Raw genomic sequence first — 14,387 nt, 5'->3', positions numbered from 1 at the left:
GGGGTGGTTAGGAGGGGGTTAGGCGGGTGGCCAGGGCGCGGCCGAGGTCGCGGCCCGAGCGCCAGGCGGTCTGCACCCGGGGCTTGCCGAAGGCGTCGCCGGCCAGCCCGATGCCGTCGGCGTCCAGGTGGTACGTCCCGGCCTCGCCCGGCGCGGCCGGCGTGGCGTACGCCCAGCGGTGCACGTGCACGAGCGCGGCGGGCTCGGGCAGGCCGAGCAGGTCGCGGACGGCCTGTTCGATGGCCCGGCCGGCCCCGGTCGGCTGGGCGAGGTGACCGGCGGCGAACGTGGCCGTGGTGTGCGCGACCAGCACCGGGGCGCCGTCGCCACGCCGGTCTCCGTCGTCGCAGACGAGCCTGAGCAGGGGATGGTCGTTGACGAATGCGCCGCGGAAGTCGGGCCAGGACCGGGCCGGGAAGCGCAGCACCGCGCTCAGCGTCGGCGACCACCGCTGCGCCTGCACGGCGGCGGTGGCCGCCGCGAGCGCCGGGTCGAGCAGCAGGGCAGCCTGCGGGCCGGGCACGGCCAGCGCCACGGCGGCGCAGGGCGAGCCGTCGACGGCCGGCCCGGGGTCGACGCCGAGCACCAGCCGGTCGACCATCACCGGCAGGTCGGCGGCCAGGTGCTCGACCAGCGACCGCAGCCCGCGCGGGGCCGCCCAGCGCACCGGTCCGGGGACCTCGCGCCGGCCCTGCGCGGAGTACGCCACGAAGGTGTCGGTCCACTCCCGGGCCAGCCCGGCGGTCGCCCAGCCGCGCACCACCTCGGCGAAGTCCGGGTCGCTGACGGTGAAGTACGCCGCGCCGATGTCCGCCGGGCGCCCGTCGAACCGCTTGCTGGCCATCCGGCCACCCGCCACCCGGGCGCGCTCGCGGATCTGTACCGGGACGCCCGCCCGGACCAGCTCGGCGGCGCACGCCACCCCGGCGATCCCCGCCCCGACCACCACGACCCGTGTCCGGTCCGCATCCATCCGGTGATGGTAGGGCGTTCCCGGCCGGGCCCGCCCCCGGCACGCGCGGCCGCGCCTTTCCCCGGCCACCGTGCCCGCCCCCGGCCACGCGCCGCCGCGCCCCTCCCCGGCCACTGTGCCCGCCCGGCCGCGTGGACTGCAAGCTCCGTTGCCGGTCTGGCAAACTGGTGGCATGGGCGACGACCTCGACCGCGCGCTCGCCGGGGTGGGGCCCCGGCTCCGTGCGCTGCGCCGGCAGCGCGAGACCACCCTGGCCGACCTGTCGGCGACGACCGGGATCTCGGTGAGCACCCTGTCCCGGCTGGAGTCCGGCGCCCGCCGGCCGACCCTGGAGCAGCTACTCCCGCTGGCCCGGGCGCACGGCGTGACGCTCGACGACCTGGTGGGCGCCCCGCCGACCGGCGACCCGCGCGTCCACCTGCGCCCGGTCAGCCGGCACGACATGACCATGCTCCCGCTGACCCGCCGGGCCGGCGGCATCCAGGCGTACAAGCTGGTGATCCCGGCCGGCAACCGCCGGCGGGAACCGGACCCGCAGACCCACGAGGGCTACGAGTGGCTCTACGTGCTCAACGGCCGGCTTCGGCTCGTCCTCGGCGAGCGGGACATGGAGCTGACCCCCGGCGAGGCCGCCGAGTTCGACACCCGGGTGCCGCACTGGTTCGGGGCCGCCGACGGCGAGCCGGTCGAGTTCCTCAGCCTCTTCGGCCGGCAGGGAGAGCGCGCCCACCTGCGCGCCCGGCCGAAGGCGCAGCACCCGCCGGAGCGACCCGACGAGCGCTGACCCCTGCGGTGGGTCCGGGGCCATGCCTGTTTTTGATCTTGAAGAAAGCGCGCCCGGTCGCGGGAGGTCAGCGCGGTGGCAGGCGGTGCAGCTCGACCCGGTCGAGCCGTCCCGCCGCCACCCGCGCCGTCAGGTAGGTGGCGTACGGCTGGCTGCGCCGGTCGGTCGGCGAGCCGGGGTTGAGCAGCCGTAGCCCGCCCGGGGCGACGGTGTCCCACGGGATGTGCGAGTGGCCGAAGACGAGCAGGTCCGCGTCGCCGTACGCGGCGGAGCAGCGCTCCTCGCGGCGGGCCCGCGGGCCGGTCTCGTGCACCATGGCGACCCGCAGGCCGTCCAGCTCGACCCGGGCCACCTCGGGCAGCCGGGCCCGCAGTTCGGGCCCGTCGTTGTTGCCGTACACGCCGATCAGGCGGCGGGCCTGGGCCTCGATGGCGTCGAGCAGCGCGACGTCCACCCAGTCCCCGGCGTGCAGCACCACGTCGGCGGCGTCGATCGCCGCCCAGAGCGGCGCCGGCAGGTCGCGGGCCCGCTTCGGCACGTGGGTGTCGGCCGTGATCACCAGGCGCATTCCGCAATTCTCGCCCCCCGAGGGCCGGCGGGGGCGTCACGGGGTCTTCACACGCCGGCAACAGGCGCGTACCTTGACGGGAACGCGTGGGAGCGCTTCCACGCACTTTCATCGATACATGGAGGACGCCCCATGCGAAGCAGACCGGCGCTCGCGGCCCTGGCCGCCGGCGCGACCACACTCGCCGCCGCCGCCACCGTCGCGGTCGGCCTCGTCGGAACCGCGCCGGCCGTGGCCGCCGACTCCGTGTTCTACGTCGACCCGCAGACCAACGCCGCCCAGTGGGTGGCCGCCAATCCGGGCGACCAGCGCGCCGCCGTGATCCGGGACCGGATCGCCGCCGTCCCGCAGGCCCGCTGGTACACCCGGACCAACACCCCCACCGTACGGGCCGAGGTGGACCAGTTCGTCGGGGCCGCCGCCGCGGCGGGGAGGATCCCGATCCTGGTGGTCTACAACATCCCGAACCGGGACTGCAGCGGCGCCAGCGGTGGCGGCGCGCCGGACCACGCCAGCTACCGGCAGTGGGTCGACCAGGTGGCCGCCGGGCTGGCCGGCCGGCCCGCCTCGATCGTGCTGGAGCCGGACGTGCTCCCGCTGATGACGAACTGCCAGAGCGCCGCCCAGCAGGCCGAGACCAAGGCATCCATGGCGTACGCCGGCAAGAAGCTCAAGGCCGGCTCGGCACAGGCGAAGGTCTACTTCGACGCCGGGCACTCGGCGTGGCTCTCCCCCGCCGACATCGCCGCCCGGCTGACCGGCGCGGACATCGCCAACAGCGCCGACGGCATCTCGCTCAACGTCTCCAACTACCGGACCACCGCCGAGTCCGTCGGGTACGCCAAGCAGGTCATCGCCGCCACCGGCGTGTCCCGGCTGAAGGCCGTGGTCGACACCAGCCGCAACGGCAACGGCCCGGCCGGCTCGGAGTGGTGCGACCCGCCGGGGCGGGCGATCGGCACGCCGAGCACCACCGCCACCGGGGACAGCGCGATCGACGCGTACCTCTGGGTGAAGCTGCCCGGCGAGGCCGACGGCTGCCTCGCCGGGGCCGGCCAGTTCGTCCCGCAGCGGGCGTACGACCTGGCGGTCGCCGCTGGGCCGATCCCGACCACCGCCGCCCCCACCACGGCCGCCCCCACCACCGCGCCCCCGACGACCGCGCCGCCCACCACCGCGCCACCGACCACGCCGGCCCGGGGCTGCGCGGTCACCTTCACCCCGAACACCTGGACCGGCGGGTTCACCGCCGAACTGCGGGTGACCAACCGGGGCGGGGCGCTCAGCTCGTGGACGGTGGCCTTCACCGCCGGCCCCGGCGTACGGCTCACCGGCGGCTGGAACGGCGAGTGGAGCCAGAGCGGTGAGCAGATCACCGTGCGCAACTCCGCCTGGAACGGCAGCCTGCCGGCCGGCGGCACGCTGAGCGTCGGTTTCCAGGGCACCTACTCCGGCGGCACGCTGCCCACCCCGGTCGGCTTCACCCTCAACGGGGCTGCCTGCTCCTGACCCCGCGACGGCGACGCCGACGCGCACCACGCCCGCCGACGCGCACCACCCCGGCCGACGGGGCCCCGCACCCGGGGCCCCGCCGGTCCGTACCGTCGACGGTTGACCGGGGAGCGCCCACGGGTCGGCCGGCCCGCGCCGGCGATCGATCCGAGCGGACGCGCTCAGGCGCCCTGGCCCTGGTTCTGCATCAGCCCGCCGTCCATGAAGTACGTCGAACCGGTCACGTAGTCGGCGTCGTCGCTGGCCAGGAAGACGGCGAGCCGGCCGATCTCCTCGGGCAGGGCGGCCCGCTTCCACGGGATGCTCTGCACCTGCTCCTGGAGGTACGCCGGGTCGTCGATGGCCTTCTGGTTGAACGGGGTGAGCACCATCCCCGGCCCGATGTTGTTGACGTTGAGGTGCATCGGCGCCACCTCCAGGGCCAGGCTCTTGGCGAACTCCAGCAGCGCGCCCTTACTGGTGTCGTAGTCGGAGCCGCCGGCCCGGGCCACCTCCTGGTGGACCGAGGTGATGTTGATGATCTTCCCGTGGCCGCCCTGGTCCCGGCGGTGCCGGACGAACCGGCGGGAGCAGAAGAACGCCCCGTAGACGTTGGTCCGGATGGCCCGGTCCCAGGTCTCGGTGTCCAGGTCGGCCACCGGGATGCCCGAGGCGTCCACCCCGGCGTCGTTCATCAGCACGTCGAGCGCCCCGAACTCCGCCAGGGCCTCGTCGAACATCGCCTCGACCTGGGACTCCTCGGTGATGTCGCACTGCACCACCACCGCCCGCCGGCCGGCCTGCGCCACCTTGTCCCGGGTGTGGTTGGCCCCGGCGTGGTCGTGCAGGTAGTGCACCACCACGTCGGCGCCCTCGCGGGCGAACTCGATGGCCGTGGCCTGGCCGATGCCCGAGTCCGAGCCGGTGATCAGGGCGGTCCTTCCGTCGAGCCGTCCGGTCATCAGCGTGCTCCCTCCGTTCGTCCCGCGCCTGTCGGCACGGTCCGGCGCGGGCCGTCCGCGCCCTGGCGTCGCCGCTCGTCGGCCTCGGTCAGCCAGCCGGCGGCGTTGATCAGGCCGATGTGCGAGAAGGCCTGCGGGAAGTTGCCGAGCTGCTCCCCGGTGGCCTGGTCGATCTGCTCGGCGAACAGGCCCAGGTCGTTCATCCGGCTGGCGAGCGACGTGAACATCCGCTCGGCCCGGTCCAGCTCGCCGGCCAGCGCCAGGCAGCTCGCCAGCCAGAACGAGCAGATGACGAAGCCGGCCGGGTCGCCGTCCCAGCGGCGCAGCAGGCCGTCGCGGGACAGCCGGGCCTCGATGACGTCCATGGTGGAGCGGAACCGGTCGTCGTCGGCGGGCAGGAACCCCACCAGCGGCATGATCAGCACCGAGGCGTCCAGCTCGTCCGAGCCGAAGGCCCCGGTGTACGCGCCGAGCCGGTCGTTCCAGCCCCGGTCCAGCACCGCCGCGCGAACCTCGTCGCGGGCGGCGGCCCAGCGGGCCAGGTCGGCGGAGTCGCCGAGGCGGGGGCCGAAGCGCACCGCCCGGTCCAGCGCGGTCCAGCACTGCACCTTGGACGAGACGTAGTGCCGCTCCGCGTCCCGGGCCTCCCACATGCCGGCGTCCGGGCGGTGCCAGTCGGCGACCGCCTGGTCGGCGAGGGCGCGCAGGAGCTGGTGCACCTCGGGGTCCATCGGATCGAGGTAGTGGCGCATCAGCCACGCCGCGTCGAGGACCTCCCCCAGCACGTCGGTCTGCCGCTGTTTCCAGGCGTCGTTGCCGACGAAGACGGGTTGGCTGTCGGCGTACCCGGCGAGGCCGTCGAGGCGGTGCTCGGAGAGGTCCCGCTCGCCCTCCACGCCGTACATGATGGGCACCGGCTGGTTCCCGATGCGGCCCATCGCGTGGGCCACCCAGGCGAACTGCCGGTTGGCCTCGTCGGGACAGGCCGCCAGCCAGAGCGCCTGGAGGGTGAGGCTGAAGTCGCGGACCCAGACAAAGCGGTAGTCGTAGTTGCGGTTCCCGCCGAGCTGCTCGGGCAGCGAGGTGGTCGCCGCGGCGACGATCGCGCCGCTGGGCTGGTAGGTCATGCCCTGCACGACCAGCGCGCTGCGGCGCACCTGCTCCGCGAACCGGCCGTGGTACGGGTGCAGCTCGGCCCAGGACCGCCAGCCCGCCGCCGCCTCGGCAACCGTCGGCGCGGCGTCGGGGGTCAGGGGCGGGCCGGCGTCGTAGGTCGGCGCGTACCCCAGCGTGAAGCCGTACGACTCGCCGGCCCGGACGGTGAACGTCGCGGCGGCCTCGCCCTCGCCGCACCGCACGGGCACGTCGCCGCGCAGTCGCAGGCGGGCCGCGCCGACGGTCGCCTCCACCCCGTCGCCGGTGCACACCAGGTACGGGACGACCCGGCCGTACTCGAACCGGGGGCGGTAGCGCAGCCGCACCGGGACCACACCGGAGACGCCCTCCACCAGCCGGGCCAGCACCCGGGGCGAGCTCAGCCCGATGTCGTGGCCGCGCGCGCCGGGCTCCAGCGCCAGCGTGTCGGTCACCGCCACCGACCCGTCCCGGGTGGTGAAGACGGTCCGCAGCACCAGCGTGTCCTCCAGGTAGGAGCGTTCGGTGGTGAAGTCGCCGTCGGGCCGGATCGACCAGTGGCCCGCGTCGTCGTCGAGCAGCCGCCCGAAGACCGACGGGGCGTCGATCCGCGCCGGGCACCACCAGTTGACCGAGCCGGCCCGGTCGACCAGCGCCGCGCTGCGGCCGTCGGCCAGGAAGCCGTGCTCGCTGATCCGTCCGCTGTCCACGGCCGTGCCTACCCGGCGGCGCCGACCAGCATTCGTCGGGGCACCGCCGGATGCGGCCGGACAGGTCCCGCGCGTCGTCCCTCCCGGTCGGGGCTCGGCGACCGGAGACCGGTCCGGCGCGTCGGGCATCCGGATCGGGACGGGGACCCCTGGACCGGGGGGAGGCGGCGCGTTACCGCCCGCCGCCCGGGGGAAGGCGGGAGGTCGACGAAGGAGGATGCTCATGCTCAGACCCTCGAACCCCACCGCGACCTGGCAACCCGGAACATCGGGCGGAAACGACCTCCCGTCCGGCCCGGCGGGCCGTCCCGCCCCACCCGGCGGCGCCGGTCACGGCCCGCCGGCCGGGACCCCGACCGTGACGATCGGGTCGTACCCGGACTATCCGTCCGCACAGCGGGTGGTGGACTACCTGGCCGACAACCGGTTCCCGGTGGAGCGCACCGCGATCGTGGGGACGAACCTCACCCTGGTCGAGACGGTGCTGGGCCGGATGACCACGGGCCGGTCGGCCCTGCTCGGCGCGGGCACCGGCGCCTGGTTCGGCCTGTTCATCGGGCTGCTCTTCGGCATCTTCACCACCGGTAACTGGGTGGCGGTGATCCTGGTCGGCCTGGTGATCGGCGCGATCTGGGGCGCGGTGTTCGGCGCGGTCGCGCACGCGATGACCGGTGGGCAGCGGGATTTCACGTCCGCCAGCTCCCTGCGCGCCGGCCAGTACGCGGTAACCGTCGACGCCGACCAGGCCGACCAGGCCCGGCAGTTGCTGGGCCGGATGCACCTGACGCCGACGGGCGCGACGGCCCGCTGAGCCCGACGCCGACGGACGGCCCCGGAGCGACGGCCCCGGGGCCGTCGCTCCGCCCGAACCACCCGCCCGAGCCACCCGCCCGAACCACCCGCCCGAACCACCCATCGGGAGCGGGCGACGGGCGATCCCCAAGATCAAAGACTGCGGTTCTGCGACAGATACACCCTGGACGTTCGGTACGGTGTGCTGGTGACTTTCCTCGTTGTCTCGCCGCCACCGCCGACCCGGTAACGACACCTCCACCGACCCGGCTCTCACCTTCCTGAGCCCGGGTGCGTTCTTTGGTGCCCGGGCGGCGATGACAACGGAGAATTGTGTGAACACAAACGCGCCCTCTTCCGTGGGGCGAGGAATCTTCTACATCTGCGTGGCGGCTGTCGCCTGGGGAACCGGCGGCGCCGCGGCGGCCGTCCTCTACGACACCAGCGGCATGGGACCGGTGGCCGTGTCCTTCTGGCGGTTCGCCGGCGGGGTCCTGCTCCTCGCCGCCGGTCACCTGGTGGTCCGACGTCGCACGGCAGCCCCGGCCAGCGCACCGGCGCGCGGCCGGTGGCGGCACGTGGTGACGACCGGGGTGGGGCTGGCCGTCTACCAGACCGCCTACTTCGCCGCCGTGGGCTACGCGGGGCTGGCCGTCGCGACGGTGGTCACGCTGGGATCCGGGCCGATCCTCATCGCCCTCGGGTCCCGCGTCCTGATGGGAGAACGGATCGGCAGGGCCGGCGCCGTGACGGTCACGCTGGCGCTGGTCGGGCTGGTCCTCTTGGTGGGGGGCGGGAGCGCCAGCAGAGCCTCGGCACCGGCGCTGGGGTTGGCCTGCGCACTGCTGTCCGCCTGCGGGTATGCCGGCGTCACCCTGCTCAACCGGAAGATGGGCCGTGACGGCACCAGCGGCAGCCCGCAGGCGACGGCCTTGGGCGGGTTCGCCGTCGGGATGGTGTGCCTGCTCCCCCTGGCCCTGCTCGAAGGGCTCCTACCCACCTCGGGCGACGCCGGCCAGGTGCTGGGCCTGGTCGCCTACCTCGGGTTCGCCCCGACCGCGCTGGCGTACAGCCTGTTCTTCGCCGGGCTGGCCACGGTCCGGGCGACCACCGCGTCGGTCATTGCGCTGATGGAGCCGGTCACCGCCACTGTCATCGCGGTGCTGCTGCTCGACGAGCGGCTCACGGTGACCGCCACCGTCGGCTCGGTCGTGCTGCTCGGGGCCGTGGTCGCGCTGACGCTCGGGGAGCAGCGGGCCAATGCGGCGCAGCAGGCCACGCCGACCGGGACGGCGCAACACCCGACGCCGGCACGCTCCGGCTGAGACACGCGCCGCCCGTCCCGGCGGCCTCGGCCGTACGAGGCGGGGTCAGCGCTGACCCGCCGACTCCGCCTCGTACGCCAGGCCAGCGACCGTCACCGACCGTTGCCCTGACGATGAGCGGAGACCTACCAGTTCCGGAGCATTCCGGGGCCGGGCGGCCACCCCGGGAACCGCCGCCGGCGATCAGCCAGGCGTGCAAGGTCGTGCTCGATCCCGGAAAGTGTGGCCTCCTACCCGCAACGAGGCCACACTTTCCCTGATCGAGCACGACCTTGTTCCGCGATCCAGCGTGATCGTGTGCGCTCGTGTGCGCTTGTACGGACCCAGACCACGCCAGGGGCCCGCCCGCGCAGGGAGCAAACCTGAACGCCCGGAGCGGGCCGGCCCCCGGGGGATCCCACCCCGCCCTCACCCACGCCGAGCCGACAGCGCCGAGCCGAGCCGAGGCAGGCCGACTTCGACACAGGCTCTAGCCCGGATCGGTGGCGAGGCGCGCGTGCAGGTGTTCGTCGTGGCGGCGGCCGTCGCCGTAGCGGTACGACTGGCGCAGCGTGCCCTCGGCGAGGTAGCCCGCCCGGTCGGCCACCCGGCAGGACGCCACGTTCGCCACGGCGTGGCAGAGCTCGATGCGGTGCAGGCCCAGCGCCGCGAAACCCCACGTGGTGAGCCGCCGGACCGCGCCCGTGGCGACGCCCCGTCCCCGGGCGGCGGGGACCGTCCAGTAGCCGACGCTGGCGTTCCCGCCGCCGATCCGGTGCATCGACACCGACCCGAGCAGCTCGGCGTCGCCCGGGTCGGCCACCGCGAGGGACACGTGTTCGCCGCTCGACCAGTCCGCCCGCCGGCGCACCCAGTCGCGCGCCCGCGCCTCGTCCATGTCGCCCTGCGGGTTCCACGTGGCCACCTCCGGGTCACCCAGGGCGGCCAGCACGTCGGGGGCGTCTGCCACCCGCCAGGGGCGCAGCAGAAGGCCGGGGGCGGCGAGTACGACGTGTTCCACGGGGCAGTCTGGCACGCCGCCGACCCGGCCATGCGGAGGCATTCCCGGCTGCTTCCCTTCAAATCCGAAGCTTCCCATCCTCATCCGCCTACTGTGACCCCGGACGCAGCGCAGAGGTAGTTGTTAAATTTTGAAAGAGTGCTACTGTTTCGGCATGACGGAGAGCCTGGACGACGAGCGGATGGCCTGCTGGCGTGCCTACATCGAGGCGAGCCAGCGGCTGTTCACCCAGCTCGAGGACGACCTGCGGGCCGACAGCGAGCTGAGCTTCGCCGACTACCACGTGCTCGTGCTGCTCTCCGAGGCGCCGGGGCAGCGGCTGCGGATGGGCGAGCTGGCCGGCCGGCTGGTCTTCTCACCCAGCCGGCTGACGTACCAGATCTCCTCGATGCAGAAGCGCGGCCTGGTGGCCAGGGAGGCCTGCCCCGCGGACCGGCGCGGCAGCGAGGCGGTGCTCACCGCCACCGGGCTGCTGGCGCTGCGCGAGGCCGTGCCGCACCACCTGCGCTCCGCCCGCACCCACCTGATGGACGACCTCGACGACGCCGAGATCGCCTGCCTGAACCGGGTCTTCGACCGCCTCGGCCGGCGCCTGCGCGCCGACCGCGACGCCTCGTCCACCCTCAGCGAATAAGGAGTTCGAGATGCCCGCCATCACCGTCGACGACGTCCTCGTCCTGCCCCGCCTGCCCCGGCTCGACGAGACCGCCACCTACCGGCCGGTCCGCCGGCTGACCACCGCCCCCAGCGGACACGAGGGCGAGGGCTTCCCCGTCCGCCGGGCCTTCGCCGGGGTGCCGATGCACGAGCTGGACCCGTTCCTCCACCTCGACCAGATGGGCGAGGTGGACTACGCGCCGGGCGAGCCGAAGGGCACCTCGTGGCATCCGCACCGCGGCTTCGAGACGGTGACCTACATGATCGACGGGATCATGGACCACCAGGACTCGCAGGGCGGCGGCGGCACCATCACCGACGGCGACACCCAGTGGATGACGGCCGGCAGCGGCCTGCTGCACATCGAGGCGCCGCCGGAGCACCTGGTGGCCAGCGGCGGCCTCTTCCACGGCCTCCAGCTCTGGGTGAACCTGCCGAAGGTGGCGAAGATGATGCCGCCGCGATACCAGGACATCCGGGGCCGGGAGTCGGTGCTGCTCACCACGCCGGACGGCGGCGCGCTGATCCGGGTCATCGCGGGCGAGGTGGCCGGGCACCGGGGGCCGGGCTCGACCCACACCCCGATCAGCATCGCCCACGTCACGGTGCAGCCCGGCGCCGAGCTGAGCCTGCCCTGGCAGCCGGACTTCAACGCGCTGGTCTACGTGCTCGCCGGGCGCGGCACGGTGGGCGCCGACCGCCGGCCGTTCCACACCGGCCAGCTCGCCACCCACGGTCCGGGCGACGCGCTGCGGGTCACCGCCGACGCGAAGCAGGACTCGAACACCCCCGCCCTGGAGCTCTACGTGATGGGCGGGCAGCCGATCCGGGAGCCCGTGGCGCACTACGGCCCGTTCGTGATGAACACCCGGGACGAGCTGATCCAGGCGTTCGAGGACTTCCAGGCCGGCCGGCTCGGGGTGGTCCCGGCCGAGCGGCTGCCGCACACCGGAGGCCAGGGCGACCGCCCCTGACCACCGGGCGTGACGGGCGTCACCGGGTGCCCCCCGGTGGCGCCCGCCGGCGGGCTCAGGAGACCGCGAAGATCCCCACCACCCCCAGCAGCACCATCACCAACACGGCCACCAGGGCCCCGCGCTCACTCTCCACCGGCTGTTCGCGGTCCTCGGTCACGGCGTCGGTCGTCTCGGCGGGCATCGTGTGGCCTCCTCGGTGTTTCGCGTCAGGGTCGTCGGGCGTCGCGCGGGAAACGTCGGCCAGGTCACCGGGGGTGCCGGCCGGCGTGCGGGCCCGGCGCGGGGGCCCTACCGTGAGGACGTTGTCGACCTCGGGAGGCTGGAAACGTGCCGATGCGGGACTGGTTCCTCACCGCGCAGGAACGCGCCAACCCAGCCTCCGAGTTACCCGTCTGGACGACCGGAAACCTCGCCGAGCCGCTGATTCACGGCGCGGCGTACTTCGACCGGCTGGTCAGCGAGGTGGAGGCGCTTCGGGAGGGCGACCACCTCTTCTTCACCGACTGGCGCGGCGACCCTGACGAGCTGATGCGCCCGGACGGGCCGACCGTGGCCCAGCTCTTCAGCCGCGCCGCCCAGCGCGGCGTGGTGGTCAAGGGCCTGCTCTGGCGCTCGCACCTCGACTCGCTGTCGTTCAGCGAGGCGGAGAACCGCAGCCTCAGCGAGACGATCTGCGCGGCCGGCGGCGAGGTGCTGCTCGACCAGCGGGTCCGCCGCGGCGGATCGCACCACCAGAAGCTGGTGGTGCTGCGCCGTCCCGCCGCCCCCGAGCGGGACGTCGCCTTCGCCGGCGGGATCGACCTGTGCCACAGCCGCCGGGACGACGCCGAGCACCACGGCGACCCGCAGGCGATCGGGATGTCCCCCCGGTACGGCGACACCCCGCCCTGGCACGACGTGCAGCTCGCCCTGCGCGGGCCGGTGGTCGGCGCGCTGGACACGGTCTTCCGGGAGCGGTGGACCGACCCGATGCCGCTGGACTCGGAGAACCCGCTGGCGTACCTGCGGGACCGGCTGCGCGGCTCGGACCTGCGCCCGGATCCGCTGCCCGAGCAGCCGGCCGACCCCCCGCCGTGCGGCCCGCACCGCATCCAGGTGCTGCGCACCTACCCGGCGGTGCGCCCGCGCTACTCCTTCGCCCCCGACGGCGAGCGCACGGTGGCGCGCGGCTACACCAAGGCCGTACGCCGGGCCCGCCGGCTGATCTACCTGGAGGACCAGTACCTCTGGTCGACCGAGGTGGCCGACCTGTTCGCCCGGGCGCTGCGCGACAACCCCGACCTGCACCTGGTGGCCGTCGTCCCGCGGCACCCCGACGTGGACGGCCGGTTCGCGCTGCCGCCGAACATGGTCGGCCGGGAGCAGGCGCTGTCGCTGTGCGGCAGGGCCGCCCCGGACCGGGTGCACGTCTTCGACGTGGAGAACCACGCGGGCGACCCGGTGTACGTGCACGCCAAGGTGTGCGTGATCGACGACGCGTGGGCCAGCGTGGGCAGCGACAACTTCAACCGCCGCTCGTGGACCCACGACAGCGAGCTGTCCTGCGCGGTGCTCGACGACACCCGGGACGAACGGGCCCCCCTGGACCCGGGCGGCCTCGGCGACGGGGCCCGGCTGTTCGCCCGGGAGCTGCGACTGCGGCTGTGGCGCGAGCACCTGGACCGGGACCCGGACGGCAGCGCGGACAACGGCCTGCTGGACCCGGCGTCGGCGATCGAGACGATCACCGCGTCGGCCGACGCGCTGCAACGCTGGCACGACTCGGGCCGGGTCGGGCCCCGGCCGCCGGGCCGGCTGCGCCCGCACCGGCCGGAGCGGCTGCCCTGGTACACCCGGGCGTGGGCGCTGCCCGCGTACCGGCTGGTCTACGACCCGGACGGCAGGCCGCTGAGGGCCCGGCTGGCCGGCACCTGGTGACCGGCCCGGCCGACCGCCGCCGCCGGGCTGCGGGCGAGCACGCTCTCCCCGCCGGGGTACGCGAACGACGCGCGCGGTGAGTAGAAGCCGCCGGCGATGACCAGCGGGTTGGCCGGGCGCAGCGGGTAGACCGGGTGGTCCGGGTCGAAGAAGTCCACCGACTCGACCTCGAACGGGGCCACCGGCTCGGCCAGGTACGGGTAGACGCCGCTGACCAGGGCGTCGTCCCGGCCCGTGAGGTAGCGGTGGTGGCCGCTGCGGATGACGTGCCCGGTGTCGCCGACCCGGGCCCGGGTGCGGATCAGGGGCACCCCCTCGACCTCGGTCTGCGCCACCAGCGTGTCGCCCCGCTGCTCCAGCCAGGTGCGGCCGGCGGCGACCGGGGCGCCGCGCGCGGCGGCGTAACCGCGTACCCGAGGGCTGGAGCACAGGTAGTGCGTCCACCAGCCGCCCTGCAGGGGGCGGCCCGGGGCGTCGAGGCCGGCGAGCGACACGCCGAGATAGGTCAGCGAGTACGCGCCGAACCCGGAGGTCTGGGTCTCGTCGTCGACCACGTACTGGTTCATGAAGACCCGGCGGTCCTCCCCGGCGCGCAGGCCCGCAGGCAGTAGGGCGGCGATCGCGTCCGGGTCCGCCGGCAGCCAGCTCAGATAGATCATCCGGCTGTGCACGACGAGGTGCGGATCGGCGGGGTCGAGCACGCTGCCTCCGGGCCAGGGGATTTTCCCGCGACGCTACGGGCGGCCCCGCGGGCGGGACAAGGACGGAAAGCCGACAGGCCGGCCCGTCTGTCGGCTTTCATCTTGACGCCGCCCCTCGATCATCGGCCGATCGGGCACCGTGGCCGTCGGGACGGCCACATACCAGCCCCGACCTGCCGCCAAACCTCGCCGCAGGGGCGGTGGCGGCCAACTGGCCGGCCAACCGCGATGGACCGTCCGGCCCGCGCCGGATTGGCCGATCGGCCAGCGAACCAGTAATCGCGATCACATCTTCCGGTCTCTACGCACCTTTCATGGGGTTTGTTCCAAGAAATACCTTAAGTACATCGTACTTTCGGCTAGATTTCGGGGAGCCGATCAGGTTAAGGTGAGTCC

The 14,387-nt window shown here is 74.2% G+C and carries 14 protein-coding genes; 7 read left to right on the top strand and 7 right to left on the bottom strand.

The window, feature by feature from the left end; translation table 11 throughout:
- Positions 1-7: 7 nt before the first annotated feature.
- Positions 8-973: an NAD(P)/FAD-dependent oxidoreductase gene (locus tag OG617_RS24820; RefSeq protein WP_405095378.1), complete on the bottom strand. Its 966-nt coding sequence runs from the start codon at positions 971-973 to the stop codon at positions 8-10.
- A 172-nt stretch (positions 974-1,145) separates the two neighbouring features.
- Here OG617_RS24820 and OG617_RS24815 point away from each other — a divergent pair, with 172 nt between their 5' ends.
- Positions 1,146-1,757: a helix-turn-helix domain-containing protein gene (locus tag OG617_RS24815; RefSeq protein WP_405095377.1), complete on the top strand. Its 612-nt coding sequence runs from the start codon at positions 1,146-1,148 to the stop codon at positions 1,755-1,757.
- 67 nt (positions 1,758-1,824) lie between these two features.
- On the opposite strand, the gene OG617_RS24810 is transcribed toward OG617_RS24815, so the two are convergent.
- Positions 1,825-2,325: a metallophosphoesterase family protein gene (locus tag OG617_RS24810; protein ID WP_405095376.1), complete on the bottom strand. Its 501-nt coding sequence runs from the start codon at positions 2,323-2,325 to the stop codon at positions 1,825-1,827.
- A 132-nt stretch (positions 2,326-2,457) separates the two neighbouring features.
- On the opposite strand from OG617_RS24810, the gene OG617_RS24805 reads away from it, so the two are divergent.
- Entirely contained in the window at positions 2,458-3,834 is a 1,377-nt protein-coding gene (locus OG617_RS24805; protein ID WP_405095375.1) for a glycoside hydrolase family 6 protein, read from the top strand.
- Between the two features lie 164 nt (positions 3,835-3,998).
- On the opposite strand, the gene OG617_RS24800 is transcribed toward OG617_RS24805, so the two are convergent.
- Together OG617_RS24800 and OG617_RS24795 are read right to left on the bottom strand one after the other, a co-directional pair.
- Positions 3,999-4,778, bottom strand: a complete 780-nt coding sequence (locus OG617_RS24800) for a glucose 1-dehydrogenase (protein ID WP_405095374.1) — start codon at positions 4,776-4,778, stop codon at positions 3,999-4,001.
- Positions 4,778-6,622 (bottom strand): glycoside hydrolase family 15 protein, encoded by a 1,845-nt coding sequence (locus OG617_RS24795; RefSeq protein ID WP_405095373.1) that lies wholly within the window; start codon positions 6,620-6,622, stop codon positions 4,778-4,780. The genes OG617_RS24800 and OG617_RS24795 overlap by 1 nt, the downstream gene beginning before the upstream one ends.
- A gap of 223 nt (positions 6,623-6,845) precedes the next feature.
- On the opposite strand from OG617_RS24795, the gene OG617_RS24790 reads away from it, so the two are divergent.
- Both OG617_RS24790 and OG617_RS24785 read left to right on the top strand, forming a co-directional pair.
- Positions 6,846-7,433, top strand: coding sequence for a general stress protein (locus OG617_RS24790; protein WP_405095372.1), 588 nt, complete (start codon positions 6,846-6,848; stop codon positions 7,431-7,433).
- A gap of 316 nt (positions 7,434-7,749) precedes the next feature.
- Positions 7,750-8,739, top strand: coding sequence for a DMT family transporter (locus tag OG617_RS24785; protein ID WP_405095371.1), 990 nt, complete (start codon positions 7,750-7,752; stop codon positions 8,737-8,739).
- A 469-nt stretch (positions 8,740-9,208) separates the two neighbouring features.
- Here the strand turns inward: OG617_RS24785 and OG617_RS24780 are convergent, their stop codons facing one another.
- A complete protein-coding gene (locus OG617_RS24780; protein ID WP_405095370.1) occupies positions 9,209-9,739 on the bottom strand; it encodes a GNAT family N-acetyltransferase in 531 nt (176 codons plus the stop codon).
- Between the two features lie 154 nt (positions 9,740-9,893).
- Between OG617_RS24780 and OG617_RS24775 the strand changes: the two genes are divergently transcribed.
- A complete protein-coding gene (locus OG617_RS24775; RefSeq protein WP_405095369.1) occupies positions 9,894-10,373 on the top strand; it encodes a MarR family winged helix-turn-helix transcriptional regulator in 480 nt (159 codons plus the stop codon).
- A 10-nt stretch (positions 10,374-10,383) separates the two neighbouring features.
- The gene (locus tag OG617_RS24770; RefSeq protein ID WP_405095368.1) at positions 10,384-11,370 is read left to right on the top strand and encodes a pirin family protein; all 987 of its coding nucleotides are present in this window, start codon (positions 10,384-10,386) and stop codon (positions 11,368-11,370) included.
- A 55-nt stretch (positions 11,371-11,425) separates the two neighbouring features.
- Here OG617_RS24770 and OG617_RS24765 read toward each other — a convergent pair whose 3' ends face one another.
- Complete coding sequence (locus tag OG617_RS24765) at positions 11,426-11,554, bottom strand: hypothetical protein (protein ID WP_405095367.1); 129 nt, start codon at positions 11,552-11,554, stop codon at positions 11,426-11,428.
- A gap of 146 nt (positions 11,555-11,700) precedes the next feature.
- Between OG617_RS24765 and OG617_RS24760 the strand changes: the two genes are divergently transcribed.
- Entirely contained in the window at positions 11,701-13,290 is a 1,590-nt protein-coding gene (locus tag OG617_RS24760) for a phospholipase D family protein (protein ID WP_405095366.1), read from the top strand.
- Here OG617_RS24760 and OG617_RS24755 read toward each other — a convergent pair.
- On the bottom strand, positions 13,239-13,991 hold the full coding sequence (locus OG617_RS24755; RefSeq protein WP_405095365.1) for a hypothetical protein: 753 nt from the start codon (positions 13,989-13,991) through the stop codon (positions 13,239-13,241). The two genes, OG617_RS24760 and OG617_RS24755, sit on opposite strands and share 52 nt — an antisense overlap.
- Positions 13,992-14,387 lie beyond the last annotated feature (396 nt).

The organism is Micromonospora sp. NBC_01412 (genome assembly GCF_045040215.1).
Lineage (GTDB): Bacteria > Actinomycetota > Actinomycetes > Mycobacteriales > Micromonosporaceae > Micromonospora > Micromonospora rubida.
The sequence above is the reverse complement of the archived record's forward strand: the minus strand, read 5'-3'. Positions and strand labels throughout refer to the sequence as shown.

Excerpts from the sequence above, each read along its gene's own strand:
- OG617_RS24820 (WP_405095378.1), bottom strand. The coding sequence starts at position 973 with ATGGATGCGGACCGGACACGGGTCGTGGTGGTCGGGGCGGGGATCGCC.
- OG617_RS24815 (WP_405095377.1), top strand. The coding sequence starts at position 1,146 with ATGGGCGACGACCTCGACCGCGCGCTCGCCGGGGTGGGGCCCCGGCTC.
- OG617_RS24810 (WP_405095376.1), bottom strand. The coding sequence starts at position 2,325 with ATGCGCCTGGTGATCACGGCCGACACCCACGTGCCGAAGCGGGCCCGC.
- OG617_RS24805 (WP_405095375.1), top strand. The coding sequence starts at position 2,458 with ATGCGAAGCAGACCGGCGCTCGCGGCCCTGGCCGCCGGCGCGACCACA.
- OG617_RS24800 (WP_405095374.1), bottom strand. The coding sequence starts at position 4,778 with ATGACCGGACGGCTCGACGGAAGGACCGCCCTGATCACCGGCTCGGAC.
- OG617_RS24790 (WP_405095372.1), top strand. The coding sequence starts at position 6,846 with ATGCTCAGACCCTCGAACCCCACCGCGACCTGGCAACCCGGAACATCG.
- OG617_RS24775 (WP_405095369.1), top strand. The coding sequence starts at position 9,894 with ATGACGGAGAGCCTGGACGACGAGCGGATGGCCTGCTGGCGTGCCTAC.
- OG617_RS24770 (WP_405095368.1), top strand. The coding sequence starts at position 10,384 with ATGCCCGCCATCACCGTCGACGACGTCCTCGTCCTGCCCCGCCTGCCC.
- OG617_RS24765 (WP_405095367.1), bottom strand. The coding sequence starts at position 11,554 with ATGCCCGCCGAGACGACCGACGCCGTGACCGAGGACCGCGAACAGCCG.